Here is a 23,094-nt window from a genome sequence, read left to right on the forward strand (position 1 = left end):
CCCCTCCGTCAGCTTCGCTGCCACCTCCCCCGTAAACGGGGGAGGAAAATCAAACCAAACTACCCGCAGATACGCGCTTTGGCGGCTTCGTATTCAGCCGCCAGCCTGTCGATATAGGCGCCGGCCGGTGCGATTTCCTTGACCGCGCCAATGCCCTGACCGGAACCCCAGATATCCTTCCAGGCCTTGGTCGAGGACGAGCCGAAATTCATTGCCGACGGATCGCTTTCCGGCAGATTGTCCGGGTCGAGACCGGCGGCCCTGATCGAGCCCTTCAGGTAGTTGCCGTGTACGCCGGTAAACAGGCTGGAATAGACGATATCGTCGGATGAGCCCTCGACAATGCCCTGCTTGTATTCATCGGTGGCGCGGGCCTCTTCCGTGGCGATGAAGGGCGAGCCGATATAGGCAAAGTCCGCGCCCATGGCTTGCGCCGCCAACACGGCCCCGCCGTTGGCGATGGAGCCGGACAGGGCCAGCGGACCGTCGAAGAATTCGCGGATTTCCTGGATCAGGGCGAAGGGCGATTTCACACCGGCATGTCCACCGGCACCCGCGCAGACCGCGATCAGGCCGTCAGCGCCCTTTTCCAGCGCCTTCTTCGCGAAGGTGACATTGATGATGTCGTGCAGCGTCTTGCCGCCCCAGGAATGCACCGCCTCGTTCAGCTCGACCCGCGCGCCCAGCGAGGTGATGACCAGCGGCACCCTGTATTTCGCACAGGTTTCCAGATCGGCTTCGAGGCGGTCATTCGAGCGGTGAACAATCTGGTTCACGGCAAAGGGGGCTGCCGGCTTGTCCGGATTGGCCTTGTTATAGCTGTCGAGCTCGGACGTGATCTCGTCCAGCCATTCATCCAGCTGGGTCTGCGGCCGGGCATTCAGCGCCGGAAACGAGCCGACAATCCCGGCCTTGCACTGGGCAATCACCAGTTTCGGATTGGAAATGATGAAAAGCGGTGCCCCGATTACCGGAATGCGCAGATTTGGCGCGATGGCGTCCTGGTTCGACATGGAAACTCCCGATCCCTCCCCCGCATCAGACGGGGTGAACATTGTTCATTGCTTCGGGAAACTAGGCGGGAAGTGAAAGCCGGTCCAGTTGGCGTAGGCGTCAACTTTCACCGGATCAGCGATAGAGACCGCCATCCCTCAAGACCTCTCGCTGTGTAGCGAGGAGTTGGTCCGCTGCAACAGGCCATTCGCTGGACCTGTGCACATTGATCTGCGCTTGTTGCGAGATTGGAATGCGCGTGATGGTCACGATGTATTCCTCACCCACCGCCAATGGTCGGCGAGTACATGGTCCATCAAGCGAGAAATCTACCACAAGTGGGAACTCTGCGTCACGCGCATCCGAGAACCATTGGCGTATCTCGAAGCTCACCTCGGCGATGTTCTGTGCCTGCCGGCGCAGATCGGCATTGCCGACAGCGCAATCAAGGTCACCGTTGATGCATTCAGCGGGAGGCACAAATCTCTCGCCGTCGGCTGAACGCCAGGCAAGATGAGAAAGTCGTCCATCAAATGACAAATCGGCATATCGGACTTCACGAACCAAAGCGTCGTCGATGATCAGGGATTGCCGGCAAGCATCCGCCGCAGCCGACCATGTCACGAACGAAAGTGTGAGAAGCAAAATTCGCATCTATCGAGTTTCAAAGACGAAAATGGCCAAACTACGTCGGCTTCGCATCGACATGGGCCCACATGTAGAGCGCCAGGTATGACCGGTGCGGGGCAAAGCGCTGGGCGGTCCGAACCGTCTTGCGGCGTTTGGAAGTGAGCCGTTCCAGCGTCTTACGGGCTGCAACATCGCCATCGGGCCAGATATCCTCCTCGCCGAAATAGAACATGTTCATCATGTCTGCCGTCCACTGGCCGACGCCCCAGATGGCGGTGATGCGCTCGGCGCGCTCTGCGGCGGACAGGTGGACCAACTCGTCATCCTTCAGCCCGCCTTCCCGCGCCAGGGCGCCGATCTCGCAGATCGCTTTTGTCTTGGCACCGGAGAGACCGCAGCTGCGCAGGAGATCGGTCCGTGAATGGCAGAAATGCTCGATCAGCGGTGTCTCACCGGCGCTCTGTTCCACCCGCCCCCAGATCGTCCTGGCTGCGGCCACAGACAATTGCTGTCCGGTGATCGCCCGGCAGAGATAATCGGCAAAGGGCATATCCTTGCGCGAGGTGAGCTCGATCGGCTGGAGCGCGCCAATGGCCGCCGCCAGCTCCGGGCTGAGCTCCTGTGCGGTCTCGACAAAGCGGGCATGTATGGCGCGGTGTGGCATGGGCGGAGCTAATCCAATCACGTGAATGACATCAAGCGCCACAGACCCACAGAGTCCGACCGCGCGCAAGGGAAACAGAAAAGGGGCCCGCCTCCGCCAAGGCTTCGGCGTGACAGCCTTCGCTCTGGCACTTGGCTTGCCCAGCCGAAGCTCTCGAAGAGAGCGAAGGCCCCTGCCGGGGCATTCCGCGTCTAAATTCGATCCACTGGATCAAATTTTCTGCCTCCGGCAGACCGACTTGGAATGGTGCGGACGGAGGGATTTGAACCCTCAATCCCTTACGGGCGACAGATTTTAAGTCTGTTGCGTATACCAGTTCCGCCACGTCCGCATCCTGCCCCTTTCTTAGCGGCTTGTGCCCTCAGGGAAAGAGCCAGCCTCATTGCCCGAAAATTTGAATAATTCAGGAGCTGACAGAGTTTTAATTTAAAATATCATGTCATTTCGAATTATAGAGAAGGCATGAATGTCATGAGCACCACCGAAGACACGTACTGGATCCTTGAATGGGAACAGGTGATGTGCCTGGCCTCGGCTCCGCGGACGACCATTATCGACCGGCTTGCGGCTGACGGTCCGATGTCTGTTGATGATCTGTCCCGCGTGATCGGCATGAAGCAGACCGCCGTCTATCACCACATCCACAAGCTGGAAGCCGTGGGTCTGGTTGTGGCGACGGATCGCCGCCTGCTGCCCGGCGCGCGCAAGCCGCAGACACTGTATGCGACGCCAGCCCCAAGGATGCGCATGGCCCGGGCATTGGGCCGCAAGGAATTGCGGGGCGGCGTGACGCGGTGCGCCAGCGCGGTTCTGCGTCAGGCGGACCGGGAGTTTGCCGACGGTTTCAACCTGTCGCCCGTGCATGATGGATCCGACCGCAATCACGGCTTCGGCCGGCAGATTGCCCGGCCCAGCCCGGAAGCGCTGGAAAAGATCAACGCCCATCTCAACGCCATCGTCGAGCTGATGTGGCAATCGAATACCGAAACCGGTCAGCCGATTGCTGTCAGCTGGGCCATTTCGCCGGTTTCCGACGACACCAATCCCAAGAGCAAAAAAGGCCAATTGCGATGAAAACCGCCCTCCCCCTTGCCTGCCTGATGCTGATCGGCACTGCAGGCGTACAGGCCCAGTCCGCCGATCTGATCAACATGCGAAATTCCCAGATGGATATTTCGGCTGAAGCCATTCGCGCGGATATCACCACGCTGGCCTCACCGGAATTCGAAGGACGGGCGCCAGGCGGCGTTGGCGAGGAAATGACGGTGAATTTCATTGCCGGCCAGTTTGCCGAAGCCGGTATCCGGCCGGGCATTGATGGCTCTTTCTATCAACCCTTCGCGCTGGATGCCTTTTCACCGGAAGGCCGCGGCGCGTTTGCCGTCGAGGGGCCGGATGGCGCGGTGCCGTTCGAACTGACCGAGGATTATATACTTTATGCCGGGCAGCCGGAGACGAGCCTCTCGATTGAAAATTCCCGCATCGTCTTGGGCGGGTTCGGCATCCGGGCGGACGAGGCGGACTGGGATGATTATGACGGCGTTGACCTGACCGGCGCGACCGTCATCCTGTTTCGAGGCGATCCCGGCACGGCAACCGGCGATGAGGACCTTTTCGGTGGCAACGCGCTGTCCGTTCACGGGCTGATGAGTTCGAAGAACAAGCTGGCGGCAGAGCTGGGAGCACGGGCTGTCTTCCTGGTCCATACCACCGACAGTGCCGGCTATCCCTGGGAGACGCTGTCGAGCGGCGGGGCGTCCGGTGCACAATATTTCCTGGAAGATGACGACGCTGACCTGACCCTGTTTGCCCATATCAGCGAGCCGGCTGCGCGGCGCCTGATGGAAGCGGCCGGACTGGATTATGATGCTGTCTATGCCGTTGCGGCGGAACCCGGTTTCACGGCGATCGAGACCGATCTGACGGTCGATGGCCGCCATGCCGGTTCAATCACCACCACGATGACGCGGAATGTCGTCGGCATGATCGAGGGTTCGGGCGCACCCGATGAATGCATCGTCTATTCCGCCCACTGGGATCATATGGGAATCAATCCTGACGCCCCGACCGATGATCATCTGTTCAATGGCGCGCTGGATAATGCCACCGGCACCGCGATGCTGATCAATATCGCCCGCGCCTATGGCCGGCTGGAGGAAGCCCCGCGCCGCTCGGTCTATTTCTTCGCCACGGCGGCTGAAGAGCGCGGCCTGTTCGGCGCGGAATATTTCGCCGCCCATCCGCCCTGCGCCCTGCCGCAGATTGTGGGTGTGCTGAACATGGATGCGCACTTTCCCTATTCCGATCAATGGGATCTGATGGTGGTGCCGGGTCTTGGTACAAATGAGTTGATGGTGGAACTGGAGCCGGTCGCTGCGCGCTTCGGACGGGTCCTGATCGACGATTCCAATCCCCAGGCCGGCGGTTTTTACCGCTCGGACCATTACCCCTTCATCGAAGTGGGCGTGCCGGGACTTTATGCGGTCGGCGCCCCGACGCCGGAACAGGCCGAGGCTGATCCGCAGATCAATGAGGGCTTCGCCTGGTATATGGCCAATGGCTATCACCATGCCGCTGACGAGATTGACCAGCCTTTCACCTGGCGCCTTGGCGGGCTGACCGACGATGCCAGGATCTATTTCGAGCTGGGCTGGCGGCTGGCCAATTCCGATCGCTGGCCGAACTTCACCAAAGGCACACCGTGGCGCGCCCTGCGGGACGAGATGCGTCCGGAATAGTCCCTCCGACGCAGAAGTGAGCCGGGGCAGCTGCGAAGCTGCCCCGGTTCCGATTCTAGCGCCCTTCGCCGCTCCGGGAGGGCTTCAGGGCTTCCTGGGTGTGCGCGCGATCAGCGACCTGCACCAGGCGGACAAATTCGGCGCGATAGCCATATGCGTCCGATCCAGTAAACTGTTCCGCCAGTTCGGCGACGCGGCCGAGATCGAATTCCTCGTCGGCGATATAGTCATCGCCGCGAAGGATCTGGGCAAAGCCAGCAACCGCTACCGAGAAGCCGATATCGTCGCCGGCCTCCTCGAGGCTATCGACAACATTGGCGGTCGTGACCGGGAATTCGATCAGGCGGCTCTCATCCTCGCCCGGCATCTTGTAGCGGACTCGGAAGAAGCCGTACTCATCAGAGAACTCGGTTTCGGTCTCGCTCTCCCCGCCATAGCGCAACGGCTCATTGAGCAAAGCCGGACTGTCCGGCGGAGTGATCTCGTAAATCGCGGTGACCGAATGACCCGAGCCGATCTCGCCGGCATCGACCTGGTCATTGTTGAAGTCCTCGCGGTTCAACAGGCGGGTCTCGTAGCCGATCAGACGGTATTCCGCGACCAGGGCCGGATTGAACTCGATCTGCAGCTTCACATCATTGGCGATCGGGAAGAGCGCGGAGGACGCTTCCTCGACGAAGAAGCGGCGGGCCTCGGCCTCGGTGTCGATATAGGCGGCAATGCCATTACCATTCTGGGCCAGGGTCTGCATCAGCGCGTCATTGTAATTGCCGCGTCCAAAACCCATCACCGAGAGATAGACACCGCTTTCCCGCTCGCGGGCGACGAAGTCTTCCAGCCGCTCGTTGGAGGTGACACCGACATTGAAGTCGCCATCGGTCAGGATCATGACCCGGTTGACCGCATCCTCGTCGAAATGCTCCCGCGCGAAATTGTAAGCCAGGCGCAGGCCTTCACCGCCAGCCGTCGAGCCGCCGGCTTCCAGCATGTCCAACGCCGCATTGATGCAATGGCGCTGTGAACCCGGTGTCGGTTCGAGAACCGCACCTGCCGCACCGGCATAAACAACGATGGAGACGGTATCATCATCGTCGAGCTCATCGACCAGCATCTGCAGGCCGGAAATGGCCAGCGGCAGCTTGTCGGGTGAGCCCATCGAACCGGACACATCGATCAGGAAGACGAGATTGGCGCGCGGGCGTTCCTCGCGCGGAATGTCATAGCCCTGAACGCCGATATGCATCAGCCGGGTATTTTCATTCCAGGGCGTCGGCATGATCGTGACGCTGGCCTCGAACGGCGCATCGCGATCGTCCGGCAGCGGATAGTCGTAATTGAAATAATTGACCATTTCTTCGATGCGCACGGCATCGCGTGGCGGCAGATTGCCGTCGGCCAGATAGTCGCGAACCACGGAATAGCTGGCCGTGTCGACATCCACCGAGAAGGTCGAGACCGGTTCTTCCGCCGTCACGACGACATCATTGGTCTCGACATCTTCATACCGTTCCCGGTCTTCATCACCCGGGAAGGGCTGCGGCTGGATTTGCGGGCCGGTGAGGCTGGCGACCGGTGCATTGGACGTAAAGCCATCACGCTGGGTCCGGCTGCCTGTCACGACGACTGAATCGGTCTCGGATTCCTCTAGCGCCATCATCTGTGGCGGCGGGGGGGGCGGTGCTGGCGGAGGCGGTGGTGGCGGCGGCGCTGGCGGTGGAGGCGGCGGTGTCGCGCCAGAACCAAAGGTCGGGCTGTAGCTATAGCCGCGGCCACGACCCCGGTTATTATCGAACTGATTGGCCACCAGTGTCGGACATTGCTCGAAGATGTCGCCACGGCGATCATCCCGATCCTGCACCGTCACGGCGGAAACCGGCGTGGTCTGCAAAGCGGCAAAGGCAACAACGCCTGCTGCCGTCGTCAGTAGAAACTTCCTGGTCATGTTACTCCCCTTGTCCCCGCCCCGGGTGACACGAAATTCGCCTCGCAAGGGAACCATGTTCGGGCGGGAATGGGGCGATTAGGGGGCGAAGCGCTATTTCGCGTCCGGTGGATCGATCACCGGCTTTCCGCCAACCGAACGCGACAGATCCGCCAGCTTTTCGACCACTTCCCCCAGCAAGGCTTCGTCCGTGCCGCGCGCGACCAGATTGGTGCCGCGCTTGATCTCGCCGTCCGGCCCCTCGAAGAAATAGGGATAGGATCCGATCGAGACATCGGGATATTCCGCCGCTAATTTGCCGAGCCCCTCGGCCAGGTCACCCTCTCTCAAACCGCCCGTGGCGACCGTGCGTGACAGGGTTACCGCGCCGCCCTCGATGCGATGCGCCACGTCCTCCAGCATGGCGCGGGCGATCTTGGGCACCCCGGCCAGGGTGTAGACATTGCCCGTCTGGAAGCCGGGCGCGCCGGTGACCGGGTTTTTGATCAGTATGGCCTCGGCCGGAACGCGCGCCATGCGCTTGCGGCTTTCGGTCAGCGGGGTCTGCGTCTTGGCATACCATTCCTCGATGATGGCGAGAGCATCATCTCGAACATCAACCGTCTGTCCAAAGGCTGCCCCGATGGCATCGGCGGTGATGTCGTCATGGGTCGGACCGATGCCACCCGTGGTGAAGACATAATCACAGGCCTGCCGCAGATGGTTCACGGCCTCGACAATCCTGTCCTGCTCGTCGGGGACAACCCGGCACTCGGCAACGGCAACACCCAGCGGGGCGAGGAATTTGGCGATCTCGGAGAGATTGATGTCACGGGTGCGGCCGGACAGGAGCTCATCACCGATCAGGAGAACACCGGCTGTTACGCGCTTGCCTTGTGTCATCTTGCACCCTTTCGCCTCGCTTTCGTGCCGGATATAGGCATTGGCCATGAACAAGGCCATGACATTTGACGGCTGGGACCTACCCTCGCCCTTCATTCACCACCTCACCGCAAACAAAGCGGACGAGGACGAGTTCGGCCATGTCAACAATTCGCGCTATCTGGCCTGGGCGGATGAAGCCGCCTGGGCGCACTGGGATCATTGCTTTCCCGAGCATCCGCGCACCGAATTCGTCAAGTATGAGCACGGCATGGCGATCATCCGGTCCGAATGCGATTATTTGGGCCAGACGCATGCGGGCGATGAAATCGATTGCGCGGTCTGGATCACCGCCTCCGATGGCCGACTGCGCGCTGAACGGCGCTACCAGTTCCGGCGGGCGGCTACGGGCGAAACCGTCTTCCGGGCCGTGACGAAGCTGATCTGTTTCAAGCTTCAATCGGGAAGGCCGACCCGGATGAATGACACGCTGAAAAAGCACTACCAGGTGCTGCCCGAAGTGGCCGATGCTCTGATGACGGAAAGTTTAGGCTCCGCCGATTGATGCGCGGGTCCGCAGGCCTATAGTGCCGCGACTGATTTAAATGGGGTTTGTCTCGTGAAAACTTCTGCCCGGCTGGCCTTTGCCAGCTCTGCCGCAATTCTGCTTGCCACTGCCTGTTCCGCCCCGGTCGAGACCGGTGGTGAAACGGCCGATGCCGGTGAGTTCATTCCCGACATCCCGGTCGAGAATATCGAAGCGCATATCCGCTTCCTGGCGCATGATGCCCTGCAGGGGCGCGCCTCAGGGTCGGAAGGCTATCAGATCGCCACCAATTACGTGGCCTCGCAATACCGCCTTCTGGGCCTTCAGCCCGCAGGTGATGAGGGCGGCTATTTCGCAGCCGTGCCGATGCAATACATGTCGCCGGTGGCCGAGGCCGGCCGGCTGGTGATCGGCGAGGGTGACGAGGCGGTCGAGCTGGAAAACGGTTCCAACCTCATTGTGTCGGCTCACCCTGTGCACGACCAGGCGTCGATCACGGCTGAAGTCGTGTTTGTGGGTTACGGCCTGTCGCTGCCGCACCATGGCTATGACGATTATGATGGTATCGACGTCAATGGCCGCATCGTGGCCTATATCGGCGGTGCGCCGGATATCATGCCGTCGGACGAACGGTCCCACCAGCAACGCTCGTCGACCAAGCGGGCGAATGCCGCGGAACGTGGCGCGATCGGCTACATCCAGATCTCTTCTGCGCCGACCGAGAATTATTCCGGCTTTGCAGCGCGCGCGATATCGGGGTCCGATATCGCGCTGGGCCCGGACGGCGCCGAGCCGGCCTATAACCAATTGATGGTGGCATCCGGCGTGTCCCGCGAAGGCGGTGAAGCGCTGTTTGCCAATGCCGACATGACGCTGGAAGAAGCACTGGAACAATTGCAATCGGGCGAGCCTGCCTCCATGCCGCTGAATGTGACGGTGACGCTGGAACAGGAAACGACGCGCGAGCTTTACACCGACTACAATGTGGTGGGCATGATCCCCGGTTCCGATCCGGAACTGGCCGATGAAGTGGTCGTTCTGACGGCTCACCTCGATCATATCGGCCATACCGATGAGAACGGCGTTTCGACCACCGGCTGCCGCTCGAACAATGAGGAAGACCGCATCTGTAACGGTGCCGTCGACAATGCGTCCGGTTCGGCGATCATGCTGGAAACCGCGCGCGCCTTCATGGAAAGCGAAGCGCCGCGCCGCTCTGTCCTGTTCGTGGCACTGGCTGCCGAAGAACAGGGCCTTCTGGGCTCGGAATACTTCGCCTTCAACCCGACCATTCCGGAAGAAAACATGGTGGCCAATGTCAATCTGGACATGCCGGTCATCGTCTATGATTTCGCGGATGTCATCGCCTTCGGTGCCGAACGCTCCAGCCTCGGCCCGATCGCCGAAAGGGCGGCTGCGCGCCTGGGCGTGACGATCAGCCCGGACCCGATTCCCGAGCAAAACCTGTTCATCCGTTCGGACCACTATAATTTCGTGCGCCGTGGCGTACCGTCCGTCTTCCTGATGACCGGCTTCTCCTCACCCGATCCGCGCTGGGATGAGGGCGAAGGCTTCATGGGCTTCCTGACCACCCACTATCACCGCCAGTCGGATGAGGTGGATAGCGATGAAGACCTTGAAATCCTTTATGAACAGGGCGCGAAATTCGCCAATATCAACTTCCTGATCGCGCGCGAAATCGCCAATAATGACGAAGCGCCGACCTGGAATGAGGGCGATTATTTCGGGGAATTCTTCGGCGGAAACCGCTAACCCTTAACCGCCGTCACGGCTTCAACAGGCGCGCGGCGTTTTAAATGCCGCGCGTTTTGTTTATATGAGTTACGGGTAAGGGCACAGGACAGGGCATGAACCTCGCTTACGACATTCAACCGGATGGCGCGTCTGACGTGTCGCGTGATGGCCGCATCAAGCTGCACGGCCAGGATGCCTTTGAAGGCATGCGCAAGGCCGGGCATGCCGCCGCGGCCACGCTGGATCATATCGTGCCCCTGGTTCAGCCGGGTGTGACCACCGAGGAAATCGACAATGCCGTGCGGGACTTCATGTTCGCTCAGGGCGGTGTTCCGGCCACGTTGGGCTATCGCGGCTATACCAAGTCCTCCTGCACTTCGATCAATCATGTGATCTGTCACGGCATCCCCGGCCCGAAGCCGCTGAAGGATGGCGATATCGTCAATATCGACGTCACCATCCTGCTCGATGGCTGGCATGGCGATACCTCGCGCATGTTCATTGTCGGTGAGCCGCGCCGCAAGGCCGAGCGCCTTGTGGAAGTCACCTATGAAGCGATGATGGCCGGCATTGCCGAAGTGAAGCCGGGCGCCACGCTGGGCGATATCGGTGCAGCGATCCAGGAGATCGCCGAGGCCAATCGCTGTTCGGTGGTCGAGGATTTCTGCGGCCATGGCATTGGCCGCCTGTTCCATGACAGCCCGAACGTGCTGCACTATGGCCGCCGTGGCGAAGGGCTGGAGCTGAAACCGGGCATGTTCTTCACCATCGAGCCGATGCTGAATCTCGGCAAGCCCGACGCCAAGGTGCTCAATGATGGCTGGACCGCCGTAACACGGGACAAATCCCTGTCGGCGCAATTCGAGCACACAGTGGGTGTTACCGAGGACGGCGTCGAGATCTTCACGAAGTCGCCTGCCGGCTTCGACTGCCCGCCCTATTCCGCCTGACACCATGCCTGAACACGCCGAGCCACCGCATCATGCGGGTCATCGCGACCGTCTCAGGCGCCGCTTTACAACCTCTGGCAGCGAGGCATTGGCAGACTATGAACTGCTCGAGCTTTTCCTGTTCCGCTCCATCCCGCGCCGCGATGTCAAACCGCTGGCCAAGACGCTGATCCAGCGCTTTGGCGATCTGGGCGGTGTGACGGCCGCGCCGGTCGAAGCCCTGACCGAAGTGAAGGGGGTTTCCGAAAAGACGGCGGTTGATTTGAAGTTATTGCAGGCCGCGGCCTCACGCATGGCGCGCGAGGGCGTGCTGGACCGGCCGGTCATCTCGTCCTGGTCGGCGCTGATCGCCTATTGCCGGACGGCCATGCAGCATGAGCCGGTCGAACAATTCCGCGTCCTGTTTCTCGACAAGAAAAACCGGCTGATGGGCGATGAAGTGGTCTCGAAAGGCACGGTCGATCAGGCCCCGGTCTATCCGCGAGAAGTGGTGAAACGCGCCCTCGCCCATGAGTGCAGCGCGATGATCCTGGTACACAATCATCCTTCCGGCGATGTCACACCGTCGACGGCTGACATCGAGATCACGAAAACGATTATTGCTGCGGCGAAACCGTTCAATATTGTGGTCCACGACCATCTGATCATCGGCCGCGAAACGACGGCCAGTTTCAAGTCGCTTGGATTGATATGACCTACAGACATTACTTCACCCATCTGGACTGTTCGGCCACGGGTGAACGTTATGAAAAAGACCGCCCGCAGAACCTGTCTGCGGCGGGCAAGCCCTTGCTGGCGCGCTATGATCTGCAAAAGGCGAAGGCCGAGATAGACCGCGACGAGATCTGGGCGCGGACCGGCGGTTTCTGGAAATGGCGGGAGCTGTTGCCGGTTGCGCGCGAGGAAGACGTGCTGCGTCTCGGCGAGATCGACACGCCGCTGATCGATATTCCGGTCGCCGCGAAATCGGCAGGTGCGACAGGCCGCGTTATCGTCAAGGACGAAAGCCGCCTGCCCACCGCCAGCTTCAAAGCGCGGGGCCTGGCGCTGGGCGTGTCCATGGCGAAGAGCTTCGGCCTGAAGCGCCTGGCCATGCCGACGGCGGGCAATGCCGGAGCCGCCATGTCCGCCTATGCGCGGCGCGGCGGGATGGAAGCCTATGTCTTCTGCCCGGAGGATGCGCCCGAGGTGAATGTGCAGGAGACCTGCCTGCAGGGCGGCAAGGTGTTTCGTGTCAACGGTCTGATCCATCATTGCGGCGCGCTGGTCGGCGCCGGCAAGGAGGCGATGGGCTGGTTTGACCTGTCCACCCTGAAGGAGCCCTATCGTGCCGAGGGCAAGAAGACGATGGGGATGGAACTGGCGGCCCAGCTGGGCTGGCGCCTGCCGCAAGCGATTTTCTATCCCACCGGCGGCGGCACCGGCCTCATCGGCATGTGGAAAGCCTTCGACGAGATGGAAGAGCTGGGCTGGATCGGCCCGGACCGCCCCAAGATGTTTGCCGTGCAGTCGACCGGCTGTGCGCCCATCGTGAAGGCTTTCAATGAAGGCGCCGATCATGCCGAGGAATGGATGGACGCCGACACGATGGCGGCCGGCATGCGCGTTCCCAAGGCCGTGGCCGACTTCCTGATCCTGCGCGCCGTGCGCGAGAGTGGTGGCGCCGCACTCGCCGTCACCGACGAGCATATCGAACGCTGCTGGCACCGCATCGGGGCCGAGGATGGCTTGCTGGTCGGACCGGAAGGCGCGGCCACCTATGCCGCCATGGAAATGGCGATTGCCGACGGGCTGATCGAGGCCGATGCTGACGTGGTGCTCTATAATTGCGGCTCGGGCCTGAAATACGCCATGCCGGATACCTCCCGGACGCTGGACCGGCACAAGGATATTGATTGGAACTCGCTATGACACAGTTCGAAAAAGCCCAGGCCTTTCATGCGCTTCACCAAGCGGGCAATCCGTTGGTGCTTTACAATATCTGGGATGCCGGCAGCGCGAAGGCCGTCGCCGAGGCGGGCGCCAAAGCCATCGCGACCGGCAGCTGGTCGGTGGCCACATCCCAAGGCTATGAGGATGGCGAGAAACTGCCGCTGGATCGGGTGATACGTACCGCCAAACAGATCAGCGCGGCGGTCGATCTGCCAGTCTCGATCGATTTCGAGGGCGGCTATGCGAAAGAGCCGGAATTCATCGCCGACAATATCGCAAGGCTGATTGCAGCCGGAGCAGTCGGCCTCAATTTCGAGGACCGTGTCGTCGGTGGTGACGGGCTCTTTTCGCAGGTTGATCAGGCACACCGGATCGCCGCCATTCGCGGCGTTGCGGACGAAACCGGCATTCCGCTCTTCATCAATGCCCGCACGGATGTGTTCCTGAAAGCCGATCCGGCAAAACACGCCGACCACATGAAGGAAGCCACGGACCGGTGCGATGTCTATGCCGAGGCCGGGGCCAGCGGCATTTTCATCCCGGGCCTTTCCGATCCGGACCTGATCGGCCGGATATGTGCCCACACCAAGCTGCCGGTGAACGCCTACATGAAAGAGGGCGCGCCTTCGATTGCCGAAATGGCCAAGCTGGGCGTGGCCCGCATCAGCCATGGCCCTGCGCCCTATCGTGAGGCGATGAAGGCGCTGACGGAGCGCGCGGCGGCGTTTTATGGCAGCTAGGTCGTTTTCTCCCCCTGCTTGCGGGAGGAGTGGTCCGAAGGACCGAGGGGGGGCTTTAACAGTTTGAGCCGCCCGTCCGTCAGCTTCGCTGCCACCTCGCCCGTAAACGGGGGAGGAAAACTACGCTGGCCTTGACCTCCCCTCGCCCCGGGAGCATTAAGCCGCCTTCCTCGCAGACAGGAGCGCTTGCCGCATGATTCCCCGATACACTCGACCCGAAATGGCGGCGATCTGGTCGCCGGAAAACAAGTACCGCATCTGGTTCGAGATCGAGGCGCATGCCACCGACAAGCTGGCCGAGCTGGGCGTGGTGCCTGCCGATGCCGCCAAGGCTGTGTGGAAAGCCAAGGACAAGACATTTGATGTGGCGCGGATCGACGAGATCGAGGCCGAGGTCAAACACGATGTCATCGCCTTCCTGACCCATCTGGCCGAGCTGGTCGGCGAGGAAGCGCGCTTCGTGCACCAGGGGCTGACATCGTCGGATGTGCTGGATACCTGCCTCGCCGTGCAGATGCGCGATGCCGCCGATCTGCTGCTGGAGGGCATGGACCGGGTGCTGGCGGCGCTGAAGACGCGCGCCATGGAGCACAAATACACGGCCTGTATCGGCCGCTCGCATGGCATCCATGCCGAACCGACGACGATGGGGCTGAAGTTCGCCCGCTTTTACGCCGAGTTTGCCCGCAATCGCGACCGGCTGGTGCGGGCGCGCGACGAGGTGGCGACTTGCGCCATATCCGGCGCCATCGGCACGTTCGCGAATGTTGATCCGTCAGTGGAAGAACACGTCGCCAGCAAGATGGGCCTGTCCGTCGAACCCATTTCGACCCAGGTGATCCCGCGCGACCGGCACGCCAATTATTTCGCCGTTCTGGGACTGATTGCCTCGGCAATCGAGAATATCGCCATCGAAGTGCGCCATCTCCAGCGCTCGGAAGTGCGCGAGGCGCAGGAATATTTCTCGCCGGGCCAGAAGGGCTCGTCAGCCATGCCGCACAAGCGCAACCCGATCCTGACGGAAAACCTGACCGGTCAGGCGCGGCTGGTACGCATGGCGGTGGTGCCGGCTATGGAAAACATCGCGCTCTGGCATGAGCGGGACATCTCGCACTCCTCCGTTGAACGCGGGATTGGCCCGGATTCGACCGTGCACCTTGATTTTGCCCTGCACCGCACCGCCGGCATGATCGAGAAGCTGATCGTGCATGAAGACCGCTGCCGTGAAAATCTGGAAGCCTATGGCGGCATCCATAATTCCCAGCGCGTCTTGCTGGCCCTCACGCAGGCCGGTGCTTCCCGCGAGGACGGCTATCGCCTGGTCCAGCGCAATGGCATGAAAACCTGGGATGAGGGCGGCCGGCTGGTCGATCATCTGAAAGCCGACGCGGATGTCCGAGGCTTTCTGTCAGATGAGCAAATCGAAACTTGCTTTGACGAAGGCTATCACTTCAAACACGTGGATACGATTTTCAAACGCGTGTTCGGCGAATGAGTGATGAAGACGAGATCCGCGATGTTGTCCGCGAAATCTATGCGATGATTTCCGGGCCGGCGGGTCCACGCGACTGGTCGCGGCATCTCGATTATTTCCACCCGGATTGCCGCCAGATCCGCACCGGCATGGGCGATGACAGCCAGCCTTGGGCGGTGATGATGTCGCCCGACGAATACCGCGAGAATGTCACCGACTGGTTCAACCAAACGGCTTTCTACGAGATCGAGCTGGCCTGTGAGGTCCGGGTGTTCGGCAATATGGCGCATGCCTGGTCGAGCTATGAAGCCCGCACAGACCTGAACGCCCCCACGCCGGAGCGCAGGGGCATCAATTCCATCCAGTTCTACAAGGATGAGAGCGGCAAATGGCGGATCATCTCGATGATCTGGGACAATGAACGCGAAGGCCTGTCCCTGCCCGCCGATATGGAAGGCTGACGCCTATTTAGCCTTGATCTTGTGAACGCCGAGCATGCCCATAATGGCGCTTTCGAAGAAGGGCTCGCCAATGCCGCGGCGGATCTTGCCGAGGAAGTATTTCTCGAACGCGATCTTGGCCGTGTGCACCCAGCCGCCATCGGCTGACCAGTTCACATTGCGCGGCGGGATTTGCGGCATGGCGACGAAAGTAACGCCACCATCGCCGAAATCGGCGATACAGACGGCATTCCAGGTCGCCTCATGGCTGGGCTCCTTGCCGTCAATCATCTCGCGGATGTTTTTGGCCGCCGCGTGGACCATTGTCTCTCCCCTTTGGCCGGAGCTAGGACCGGCCCGGCTTGCAGCCTGCTACATTGTCTGCAGCGTGACAAAATTCTGTCTTGAGCTGTTCGAGCACACCGATGCAACGCGGGTCCGCGATCGAGTAGAAGACCTGCAGGCCATCCTTGCGTCCCTCGACCAACCCGTCGCGCCGCATCTTCGCCAGATGCTGGGACATGGCCGACTGTGACAGGTTGGCGATTGTGGTCAACTCGGCGACCGTCGCCTCGCCAGAGGCCAGCCGGCACAGGATCAGCAATCTCTTCTCGTTGGCGATCAATTTGAGAAAAGACGCGGCATCGCCCGCCTGGGACTGAAGTTCCAGAATTGAAGGGTCAGCAATCGCGCCCATGTGTTACCTTTCATCTGTTGACAGCATATTAGTCGTCACTATATTAGCTGTCAATGAATTAGTTTTCTCTAATGGAGCAATCATGTCCTTTCAGGAAATCTCTCCCGCCGACACCGCAGAATCCCTGCGCAATGGCAATGCCGTTCTGATCGATGTCCGCGAGCCGCACGAATATGGTGCCGAGCGGATTCACGGCGCGCTTCTCTATCCGATGTCGACCTTTGATCCGCGCGCCCTGCCGATTGATTCCTCGCGTGATGTGATCCTGCACTGCGGGTCCGCCAAACGGTCCGGCATGGCCCTGATGCGCTGCGCCGAGGCCGGCGTTCCGATCAACAAGCATCTGGCTGGCGGGATCATGCTGTGGAAGCGGGAGGGCCTTCCGACCATCAAGGTCGACCCGGCAACCGGCCGCGTATTTGATCCGCAACAAGGCTGACCCACATGCTGACCGCCCTCCTCCTCGCTGCCGTACAAGCCGCTAGCGCCGACAGCCACACCGTCGAACCGGTAATGGTGATCGACGAGAAAGCTGTTTTCGCGACAGTCGAAAGTGTCGATGTCGTCGGGGCCCGCGCGCGCATTGGCGGCGTCATCGGTGAATTGCTGGTGGATGAGGGCGATCTGGTCGAGGCCGGGGACATCATTGCCGTCGTCGTAGATGACCGTCTGGCGCCGCAAATCGGCGCGGCCAATGCGACTGCGGCTGCCCTGACAGCTCAGTTGGAACAGGCCCGCACGGATCTGAACCGGGCACAGGACCTGTTTGACCGGGGCATTTTCGCCCAGGCCCGGCTGGATGAAGCCCAGACGGCAGTCGATGTGCTGGAAAACCAGCTGGCTTCGGCTCGCCAGGGCCGCGCCGTTCTGGTTCAGCAGACCCGCGAGGGCGATGTGCTGGCCCCGACGGCTGGCCGCATCCTTGAGGTCCCGGTCACGGCCGGCACGGTCGTCCTGCCGGGTGAGAACATCGCCTCGGTCGCATCCGATCTGTATGTCCTGCGCCTGATGCTGCCGGAACGCCATGCGCGCTCCATATCCGAGGGTGACACGATCCGCGTTGATGGCTCGGCTCTGACCGGCGATGTCGCACCCACTGGCTTTATCCGCCAGGTCTATCCCCGGATCGAGGATGGCCGCGTCATCGCCGATGCCGTGGTTGAAGGCCTCGGCACCTATTTCGTCGGCGAACGCGTACGCGTCCTTGTCGGTGTAGATGAACGCGAGGCCATCCGGATCCCGTCGGCCTATCTGTCGACCCGCTATGGCGTCGACTATGTCCGTGTCAGCGAAGGCGATGGCGGCAGTCATGAAGTCGTTGTCCAGATTGGCGCCAGCAGCGATGGCCAGGTGGAAATCCTCTCGGGCCTCTCAGCCGGCGATGTGCTGGTGCAACAATGAATCTCGGTATTTCCGGCAATCTGACGCGGGCGTTCATCAACTCACCGCTTTCACCGCTGATCCTGCTGGCCTCGCTGGCGGTTGGCCTGATTGCTCTCATCACCATTCCGCGTGAGGAAGAACCGCAGATCTCGGTTCCCATGGTGGACGTCATGGTCCGCGCCGACGGGCTTCGTGCGCCGGATGCCGTGGAACTGATCACCGAACCGCTGGAAGCGATTGTCGGCGCCATCCAGTCGGTCGAATACGTTTACTCCCAGACCGAAGACGACATGGTCATGGTAACCGCGCGTTTTGAGGTCGGAACCGATTTCGACGATGCAATCCTGCGCGTCCAGGAAGAGATCCGCGCCAATTATGACCAGATGCCCCTGGGCGTGCCGGAACCCCTGATCGCGGGACGCGGCATCAGTGATGTCGCTATCGGCTCGATCACCCTGTCGCCCGACCCGGAGGCCGGTGATCATTGGGATGACAATGCGCTCTACAACATCGCCGAGGAATTGCGCTCGGCACTGATGAATGTCGAGGATGTCGGCCTGACCTATATCGTGGGCGGCCGCGCCGACCAGATCCGGATCGAGCCGGACCCTGAACGCCTGTCGCAATACGGCGTGACCCTGCAGCAACTGGCGGGGCGCTTGGCAGAAGCCAACCGCACCTACCCGGCGGGCAGCGTCACCGGCATGGACCGCACGCAGACCATTATCGCCGGCCAAACGCTCCAGGGCGGGCCGGACATTGGCCTGCTTTTGCTGACCACCCGGGATGGACGCCCGGTTTATGTGCGCGATGTTGCCGACGTCGTGATCGGTGCCGAGCCGGCTGATGCCCGGGCATGGAACCTGACGCGCGAAGACCATCATGATGGATGGACCCGCACGCCTGCCGTGACACTGGCAGTGGCCAAGCGCGAAGGCGCGAATGCGGTCGTTGTCTCCGAACACATCACCGAGCGGCTGGAGCTTTTGCGCGGCGACCTGATCCCGGAAGAGATCAATGTGTCGATCACCCGGAATTACGGCGAAACCGCCAATGAAAAAGCCAACGAGTTGCTCTTCCACCTTGGCCTGGCAACGATCTCCATCGTTCTGCTGGTGACTTTCGTGATCGGCTGGCGTGAAGGCCTGGTCGTCCTGATCGTCATCCCGACGACCATTCTTCTGACCCTGTTTGCGTCAAACCTGATGGGCTTCACCATCAACCGCGTGTCGCTGTTTGCGCTGATCTTCTCGATCGGCATCCTCGTGGACGATGCGATTGTGGTGATCGAGAATATTGCCCGCCACTGGGCCATGGATAAGGGCAAGTCTCGCGTCCAGTCAGCGATCGAGGCCGTCGCCGAGGTGGGCAATCCGACGATCGTAGCGACGCTGACCGTCGTGGCAGCGCTATTGCCCATGCTGTTTGTTTCCGGGCTGATGGGCCCCTACATGGCGCCCATCCCGATCAATGCCTCGGCGGCCATGATTTTTTCCTTCTTCGTCGCGGTCATCCTGACGCCCTGGCTGATGAAGGTCATCGCCGGCCGGCGCAAACATGGTGGCCATGGCGATCATGAGAGCGAAGGCATTCTCGGCCGCTGGTATCGGCGTATTGCCCAACCGGTTGTGAAGAACCGCCGCAATGCCTGGACGCTTCTCATCATTGTCGGCGTGCTGACCGCTGCATCTATGACCTTGTTCGCGACCCGGACTGTGACGGTGAAGCTTCTGCCGTTTGACAACAAGTCGGAATTCCAGGTCGTCGTCGACCTTCCGGAAGGCGCCTCACTGGAACGCACGGAACGCGTTCTGATGGAAGCCGCCGACCGGCTGGCTGCCCTGCCAGAAGCCACTTCGATCCAGCTTTATGCGGGAACCGCCGCTCCGTTCAATTTCAACGGTCTGGTGCGCCACTACTATCTCCGGGAACGCCCCGAGCTGGGCGATCTCCAGGTCAATCTGGAGGCCAAACACCATCGCAGCCGCTCCTCGCACGAGATTGCGCTGGAAGCCCGCGACTTGCTGGCTGACCTGGATCTGCCGGAAGGCACGGTTATCCGGGTTGCCGAAATCCCTCCGGGACCGCCGGTTCTGGCGACCCTGCTGGCGGAAATCTACGGACCGGATGCGGATACGCGCCGGGCTGTGGCCAGCGAGGTCCGCGAGGCGTTCAACGAAATCCCCTACATTGTGGACGTGGATGACAGTTTCGGTGAGCCGCGGCCTCGACTGCGGATCGCGATTGACCAGGAAAGCCTGGAGTTTTTCCGCGTCCAGCAGAGCGATGTCTACGATACGATCCGCGCCCTGTTCGAGGGCATGCCGGTCGGATACTCGCATCGCGGCGAAGGCCGGAACCCGATCGAGATTTCCGTGCAATTGCCGGATAGCGGTCTGACCTGGAATGAGCGCCTGGCCTCGACACCTGTACCGGCCAACACCGTGCCGGGCTCTCGCGAGATTGCCGAGCTGGGCGATGTCGTGACCGTAACCGAGGAGGAAGGCTCCTACCCGATCTTTCGCCGCAATGGACGTTATGCCGAGATGGTTATGGGCGAGCTCGCGGGCGAGTTCGAAGCCCCGATCTATGGCATGATGGCGGTCGCCGATGCGCTGGATGAGCGGGAATGGTCAGAAGACGTGCCGCAGCCCGTGATCCGCCTCTACGGCCAGCCCGAGAGCGACAATGAAGTGACCCTGCTCTGGGATGGCGAATGGGAAATCACCTATGTCACCTTCCGCGACATGGGCGCTGCCTTCATGGTCGCCCTGCTGGGTATCTATGTTCTGGTGGTGGCGCAGTTCGGATCCTTCCGTGTGCCGCTGATCATCCTGACGCCGATCCCGCTAACCTTCATCGGAATTATTCTGGGTCACTGGTTGTTCGGCGCTCCGTTCACGGCGACATCAATGATCGGCTTCATCGCTCTGGCGGGTATCATCGTCCGGAACTCGATCCTGCTGGTGGACTTCATCCGCCATGGAGCCGAAGCCGGCGAGCCTCTGCGTGATACACTGCTGCGCGCCGGCGCCATACGCTTCAAGCCGATCCTGTTGACCGCTCTGGCGGCCATGATCGGTGCCTCTGTGATCCTGACTGATCCGATATTCCAGGGGCTGGCGATTTCGCTCCTGTTCGGACTGGCCTCGTCAACGCTTCTCACCGTGCTGGTAATCCCTGCGATCTACGTGATCTTCAAGGACGCCGATGCACCCTATTCGCCGTCGTCAACCACAGACGAGGCCACCCCAGCCGAAGGAGGCTGATATGACTGTTGGACGTGCCGTAACTCTACTGGCCGGCACCATGGTGCTGGTATCGATTGCCCTGTCCTATTTCGTGCATCCGTACTGGATCGGGCTGGCCATCTTTGTAGGCCTCAACCTCATCCAGTCGAGCTTTACGGGCATTTGCCCGGCGGCGATGATTTTCAAGGCAATCGGCCTTAAGCGCGAAGGCGCCTTCAGCTAGTCAGCCTTCTGCCATGACCTGCTGGCGGGCCTCAGCCAGGAACTGGTCCATCTTTGTGCGGACCACATGCTCTGACGCCTCAACGCCTGCCGCATCCAGATCGCCTTTGACCTTGCGGTAAACGTCTTCATGGCCAGCTTCCTCGAAGTCGGCCTTGATGACTTCCTTGGCATAAGCGTCGGCATCATCGCCGGACTTGCCCATCAGATCGGCCGCCCAGAGGCCAAGCATCTTGTTGCGGCGGACGGTAGCCTTGAATTCCAGCTCCTGATCGTGCGCGTACCGGCCTTCGAGGCCCTTTTCGCGATCATCCATTCCGCTCATGCTTGTCTCCCTCAGGCGAAATTATGTGTTCCCTCTCCGTTAGCTTGGCTGGCGGAGCAAATCAATCGCGCCAATGCCGCAGGCCTGCAGTGATGACAGGGGTCAGGCCAAAAGACGGCCCATCAGCTCTTCCGAAGGTTGGAAGTCCGGGGCCAGTTCAGTCGCAATCCTGCCGGCGACAGGCTGCGGAAGGCAAGGCAGTTCTCCCGTCTCATGCGCGGATGCCACCTCGCTCCAGATAGCCGCGGCATTCGCCGGCAAATCGCCGTGCTGGGCCGCCAACGCACCGTGAAATGCAGACAGCCAGATCAGGTCGGCTTCAACAACAGAAGAGCCGGTGGCGATGCGCAGGATTTCGCGGCAGAAACGGAAGGCGCTCAGAAACTCCCCGGAGGCCTCGGCAAACTCCCGGCGATGGTTCATGCGCAACATTGCATTGTGATAACAGAGCGAAGCTTCACACGCCCGATAGTGCTCGAGAAATCCCTCGTAATTCGCATATCGCAGGTCTACCGGCGCTGCCGCGAAGGTCAGCTCCGATGACAATCTGTCGGCTTTCTCCCACTGTCCGGATTGAACCGCCTGGCGAAACAATCGGTACCATATACCCGTGCCCACCATGGTGTCCGGTGGATGATCCGCAGCGGCATCTTCCAGATAACGCGAGGCCGCCGCAGGCGTGTCACACTCGGGCAGGGAGAAAGGCTGATCGCTGACATAAGCGATTTGGGTTACACCCATGAGCCTGATCTCGACATGCGGGAAACCCGCCCGGCGCATGGCCGCCTCGAAAGCCTCCTTCGAGTAGAGAAAGACATGCGCGCCGGGCGAGACGATAGCCAGTTTTTCGCTTGCGGAAATATCTTCGAAAAGAGCCTCTGCGCGCGGTGTGGTAATAACGGCCATTCCCCCAGGATTCAGAAAAGCCCGGATGCTCTTGAGCAATGTGTCGGGCGCAGAAATGTGTTCGATCACCTCTGACGAAAAGATCATGTCGGCCCGCTGACGCAATCCTGGTTCAGTCTGGCTTTCCGGCGTACCTGTCAGCAATTCCGCGAGGATCGGCAATCCCAGCGCCTCGGAACCGACCCGGCCATAATAGGCTGGCTCGATCCCTTTAACCTCGGCACCCGTCAGCCGGCGCGCAATGTCCAGCGAAAAGCCGAAACCACAGCCAACATCCATGTATGACCCGGGCTGACAGGACTCGAACCCAGGCAACAGGAAGCCGATGAGGCCGTCGATCGAGCAATTCATCTCGACATAGTTCCGGATTCCTTGCTGATCCTTCGTATGCAATGAGTAGTCCTTCGCCGGTGAGGGAAGCAGAACAAGACTTCCGCATGCGTCGCACGGATGCAGGGATGCCTGCCCGGTATCGAAGCGCAGGCTCAAGGGTTGTTCGGCCACTCCGGCGTTGCCGCAGGCTGGACATGGAGACGTTTTCATCCCCGTTTCGTAGCCACGGGCATCTGGCAAGACAACTGAAAGTGAAGCACACCGCAAGCCGGCCCTGCCAACGCACATCATTGCATTGCAGCAAAAGCCCT

Annotated in this window: 23 protein-coding genes and 1 tRNA gene; 14 read left to right on the plus strand and 10 right to left on the minus strand. The window is 61.0% G+C overall.

Translation table 11 applies throughout. The annotated features are described in order from the left end of the window. Positions 1 to 59: 59 nt before the first annotated feature. The 4 genes from V0U79_RS07120 to V0U79_RS07135 form a co-directional block, all read right to left on the minus strand. On the minus strand, positions 60 to 1,013 hold the full coding sequence (locus tag V0U79_RS07120; RefSeq protein ID WP_330198797.1) for an NAD(P)H-dependent flavin oxidoreductase: 954 nt from the start codon (positions 1,011 to 1,013) through the stop codon (positions 60 to 62). 115 nt (positions 1,014 to 1,128) lie between these two features. Continuing rightward, a complete protein-coding gene (locus V0U79_RS07125; RefSeq protein WP_330198798.1) occupies positions 1,129 to 1,647 on the minus strand; it encodes a hypothetical protein in 519 nt (172 codons plus the stop codon). Positions 1,648 to 1,678: 31 nt separating this feature from the next. Continuing rightward, the gene (locus V0U79_RS07130; RefSeq protein WP_330198799.1) at positions 1,679 to 2,287 is read right to left on the minus strand and encodes a DNA-3-methyladenine glycosylase family protein; all 609 of its coding nucleotides are present in this window, start codon (positions 2,285 to 2,287) and stop codon (positions 1,679 to 1,681) included. 244 nt (positions 2,288 to 2,531) lie between these two features. After that, a tRNA-Leu gene (locus V0U79_RS07135) sits at positions 2,532 to 2,618 on the minus strand. Positions 2,619 to 2,758: 140 nt separating this feature from the next. On the opposite strand from V0U79_RS07135, the gene V0U79_RS07140 reads away from it, so the two are divergent. Together V0U79_RS07140 and V0U79_RS07145 are read left to right on the plus strand one after the other, a co-directional pair. After that, positions 2,759 to 3,361: a helix-turn-helix domain-containing protein gene (locus V0U79_RS07140; protein WP_330198800.1), complete on the plus strand. Its 603-nt coding sequence runs from the start codon at positions 2,759 to 2,761 to the stop codon at positions 3,359 to 3,361. After that, positions 3,358 to 5,025, plus strand: coding sequence for a M28 family peptidase (locus tag V0U79_RS07145; RefSeq protein ID WP_330198801.1), 1,668 nt, complete (start codon positions 3,358 to 3,360; stop codon positions 5,023 to 5,025). The genes V0U79_RS07140 and V0U79_RS07145 overlap by 4 nt, the downstream gene beginning before the upstream one ends. 55 nt (positions 5,026 to 5,080) lie before the next feature. Here the strand turns inward: V0U79_RS07145 and V0U79_RS07150 are convergent, their stop codons facing one another. Together V0U79_RS07150 and V0U79_RS07155 are read right to left on the minus strand one after the other, a co-directional pair. Then, positions 5,081 to 6,967 (minus strand): vWA domain-containing protein, encoded by a 1,887-nt coding sequence (locus V0U79_RS07150; RefSeq protein WP_330198802.1) that lies wholly within the window; start codon positions 6,965 to 6,967, stop codon positions 5,081 to 5,083. Positions 6,968 to 7,060: 93 nt separating this feature from the next. Beyond that, a complete protein-coding gene (locus tag V0U79_RS07155; RefSeq protein ID WP_330198803.1) occupies positions 7,061 to 7,909 on the minus strand; it encodes a competence/damage-inducible protein A in 849 nt (282 codons plus the stop codon). Here V0U79_RS07155 and V0U79_RS07160 point away from each other — a divergent pair. The 8 genes from V0U79_RS07160 to V0U79_RS07195 all read left to right on the plus strand — a co-directional run bounded on the left by V0U79_RS07160 (position 7,896) and on the right by V0U79_RS07195 (position 15,687). Further along, the gene (locus V0U79_RS07160; protein WP_330198804.1) at positions 7,896 to 8,393 is read left to right on the plus strand and encodes an acyl-CoA thioesterase; all 498 of its coding nucleotides are present in this window, start codon (positions 7,896 to 7,898) and stop codon (positions 8,391 to 8,393) included. The genes V0U79_RS07155 and V0U79_RS07160 overlap by 14 nt on opposite strands. Positions 8,394 to 8,447: 54 nt before the next feature. Next, positions 8,448 to 10,148 (plus strand): M28 family peptidase, encoded by a 1,701-nt coding sequence (locus tag V0U79_RS07165; RefSeq protein WP_330198805.1) that lies wholly within the window; start codon positions 8,448 to 8,450, stop codon positions 10,146 to 10,148. A gap of 95 nt (positions 10,149 to 10,243) precedes the next feature. Beyond that, positions 10,244 to 11,080, plus strand: a complete 837-nt coding sequence (gene map, locus V0U79_RS07170) for a type I methionyl aminopeptidase (RefSeq protein WP_330198806.1) — start codon at positions 10,244 to 10,246, stop codon at positions 11,078 to 11,080. A gap of 4 nt (positions 11,081 to 11,084) precedes the next feature. After that, the gene (gene radC, locus V0U79_RS07175; protein WP_330198807.1) at positions 11,085 to 11,774 is read left to right on the plus strand and encodes a RadC family protein; all 690 of its coding nucleotides are present in this window, start codon (positions 11,085 to 11,087) and stop codon (positions 11,772 to 11,774) included. Beyond that, complete coding sequence (locus V0U79_RS07180; RefSeq protein WP_330198808.1) at positions 11,771 to 12,991, plus strand: threonine synthase; 1,221 nt, start codon at positions 11,771 to 11,773, stop codon at positions 12,989 to 12,991. The genes radC and V0U79_RS07180 overlap by 4 nt, the downstream gene beginning before the upstream one ends. Then, a complete protein-coding gene (locus V0U79_RS07185) occupies positions 12,988 to 13,752 on the plus strand; it encodes an isocitrate lyase/PEP mutase family protein (protein ID WP_330198809.1) in 765 nt (254 codons plus the stop codon). Before V0U79_RS07180 ends, V0U79_RS07185 begins: the two co-directional genes overlap by 4 nt. A gap of 193 nt (positions 13,753 to 13,945) precedes the next feature. Beyond that, positions 13,946 to 15,247: an adenylosuccinate lyase gene (gene purB, locus V0U79_RS07190; protein ID WP_330198810.1), complete on the plus strand. Its 1,302-nt coding sequence runs from the start codon at positions 13,946 to 13,948 to the stop codon at positions 15,245 to 15,247. After that, entirely contained in the window at positions 15,244 to 15,687 is a 444-nt protein-coding gene (locus tag V0U79_RS07195; RefSeq protein WP_330198811.1) for a Cif family virulence factor, read from the plus strand. The genes purB and V0U79_RS07195 overlap by 4 nt, the downstream gene beginning before the upstream one ends. Positions 15,688 to 15,690: 3 nt before the next feature. Here V0U79_RS07195 and V0U79_RS07200 read toward each other — a convergent pair whose 3' ends face one another. Continuing rightward, a complete protein-coding gene (locus V0U79_RS07200; RefSeq protein ID WP_330198812.1) occupies positions 15,691 to 15,990 on the minus strand; it encodes a hypothetical protein in 300 nt (99 codons plus the stop codon). A gap of 22 nt (positions 15,991 to 16,012) precedes the next feature. Further along, a complete protein-coding gene (locus tag V0U79_RS07205) occupies positions 16,013 to 16,363 on the minus strand; it encodes an ArsR/SmtB family transcription factor (protein ID WP_330198813.1) in 351 nt (116 codons plus the stop codon). An 82-nt stretch (positions 16,364 to 16,445) separates the two neighbouring features. Here V0U79_RS07205 and V0U79_RS07210 point away from each other — a divergent pair, with 82 nt between their 5' ends. The 4 genes from V0U79_RS07210 to V0U79_RS07225 are packed head-to-tail and all read left to right on the plus strand — an operon-like array spanning position 16,446 to position 21,220. Continuing rightward, complete coding sequence (locus tag V0U79_RS07210) at positions 16,446 to 16,802, plus strand: rhodanese-like domain-containing protein (RefSeq protein ID WP_330198814.1); 357 nt, start codon at positions 16,446 to 16,448, stop codon at positions 16,800 to 16,802. A 5-nt stretch (positions 16,803 to 16,807) separates the two neighbouring features. Next, positions 16,808 to 17,764 carry an efflux RND transporter periplasmic adaptor subunit gene (locus V0U79_RS07215; protein WP_330198815.1) on the plus strand — a complete coding sequence of 319 codons (957 nt, stop codon included), beginning with the start codon at positions 16,808 to 16,810 and terminating at the stop codon, positions 17,762 to 17,764. Continuing rightward, on the plus strand, positions 17,761 to 21,015 hold the full coding sequence (locus V0U79_RS07220; RefSeq protein ID WP_330198816.1) for an efflux RND transporter permease subunit: 3,255 nt from the start codon (positions 17,761 to 17,763) through the stop codon (positions 21,013 to 21,015). Before V0U79_RS07215 ends, V0U79_RS07220 begins: the two co-directional genes overlap by 4 nt. 1 nt (position 21,016) lies before the next feature. Then, the gene (locus V0U79_RS07225; RefSeq protein WP_330198817.1) at positions 21,017 to 21,220 is read left to right on the plus strand and encodes a YgaP family membrane protein; all 204 of its coding nucleotides are present in this window, start codon (positions 21,017 to 21,019) and stop codon (positions 21,218 to 21,220) included. Here V0U79_RS07225 and V0U79_RS07230 read toward each other — a convergent pair whose 3' ends face one another. Further along, positions 21,221 to 21,544 (minus strand): DUF1476 domain-containing protein, encoded by a 324-nt coding sequence (locus V0U79_RS07230; RefSeq protein ID WP_330198818.1) that lies wholly within the window; start codon positions 21,542 to 21,544, stop codon positions 21,221 to 21,223. A gap of 102 nt (positions 21,545 to 21,646) precedes the next feature. Beyond that, complete coding sequence (locus V0U79_RS07235) at positions 21,647 to 22,843, minus strand: class I SAM-dependent methyltransferase (RefSeq protein WP_330198819.1); 1,197 nt, start codon at positions 22,841 to 22,843, stop codon at positions 21,647 to 21,649. Between the last annotated feature and the right edge of the window lie 251 nt (positions 22,844 to 23,094).

Source organism: Hyphobacterium lacteum (genome assembly GCF_036330345.1).
GTDB classification, from domain to species: domain Bacteria; phylum Pseudomonadota; class Alphaproteobacteria; order Caulobacterales; family Maricaulaceae; genus Hyphobacterium; species Hyphobacterium lacteum.

Coding starts and splice junctions, on each gene's coding strand:
- V0U79_RS07120 (WP_330198797.1), bottom strand. CDS start 1,013: ATGTCGAACCAGGACGCCATCGCGCCAAATCTGCGCATTCCGGTAATC.
- V0U79_RS07125 (WP_330198798.1), bottom strand. CDS start 1,647: ATGCGAATTTTGCTTCTCACACTTTCGTTCGTGACATGGTCGGCTGCG.
- V0U79_RS07130 (WP_330198799.1), bottom strand. CDS start 2,287: ATGCCACACCGCGCCATACATGCCCGCTTTGTCGAGACCGCACAGGAG.
- V0U79_RS07140 (WP_330198800.1), top strand. CDS start 2,759: ATGAGCACCACCGAAGACACGTACTGGATCCTTGAATGGGAACAGGTG.
- V0U79_RS07145 (WP_330198801.1), top strand. CDS start 3,358: ATGAAAACCGCCCTCCCCCTTGCCTGCCTGATGCTGATCGGCACTGCA.
- V0U79_RS07150 (WP_330198802.1), bottom strand. CDS start 6,967: ATGACCAGGAAGTTTCTACTGACGACGGCAGCAGGCGTTGTTGCCTTT.
- V0U79_RS07160 (WP_330198804.1), top strand. CDS start 7,896: ATGAACAAGGCCATGACATTTGACGGCTGGGACCTACCCTCGCCCTTC.
- V0U79_RS07155 (WP_330198803.1), bottom strand. CDS start 7,909: ATGGCCTTGTTCATGGCCAATGCCTATATCCGGCACGAAAGCGAGGCG.
- map (WP_330198806.1), top strand. CDS start 10,244: ATGAACCTCGCTTACGACATTCAACCGGATGGCGCGTCTGACGTGTCG.
- radC (WP_330198807.1), top strand. CDS start 11,085: ATGCCTGAACACGCCGAGCCACCGCATCATGCGGGTCATCGCGACCGT.
- V0U79_RS07180 (WP_330198808.1), top strand. CDS start 11,771: ATGACCTACAGACATTACTTCACCCATCTGGACTGTTCGGCCACGGGT.
- V0U79_RS07185 (WP_330198809.1), top strand. CDS start 12,988: ATGACACAGTTCGAAAAAGCCCAGGCCTTTCATGCGCTTCACCAAGCG.
- purB (WP_330198810.1), top strand. CDS start 13,946: ATGATTCCCCGATACACTCGACCCGAAATGGCGGCGATCTGGTCGCCG.
- V0U79_RS07195 (WP_330198811.1), top strand. CDS start 15,244: ATGAGTGATGAAGACGAGATCCGCGATGTTGTCCGCGAAATCTATGCG.
- V0U79_RS07200 (WP_330198812.1), bottom strand. CDS start 15,990: ATGGTCCACGCGGCGGCCAAAAACATCCGCGAGATGATTGACGGCAAG.
- V0U79_RS07205 (WP_330198813.1), bottom strand. CDS start 16,363: ATGGGCGCGATTGCTGACCCTTCAATTCTGGAACTTCAGTCCCAGGCG.
- V0U79_RS07210 (WP_330198814.1), top strand. CDS start 16,446: ATGTCCTTTCAGGAAATCTCTCCCGCCGACACCGCAGAATCCCTGCGC.
- V0U79_RS07215 (WP_330198815.1), top strand. CDS start 16,808: ATGCTGACCGCCCTCCTCCTCGCTGCCGTACAAGCCGCTAGCGCCGAC.
- V0U79_RS07220 (WP_330198816.1), top strand. CDS start 17,761: ATGAATCTCGGTATTTCCGGCAATCTGACGCGGGCGTTCATCAACTCA.
- V0U79_RS07225 (WP_330198817.1), top strand. CDS start 21,017: ATGACTGTTGGACGTGCCGTAACTCTACTGGCCGGCACCATGGTGCTG.
- V0U79_RS07230 (WP_330198818.1), bottom strand. CDS start 21,544: ATGAGCGGAATGGATGATCGCGAAAAGGGCCTCGAAGGCCGGTACGCG.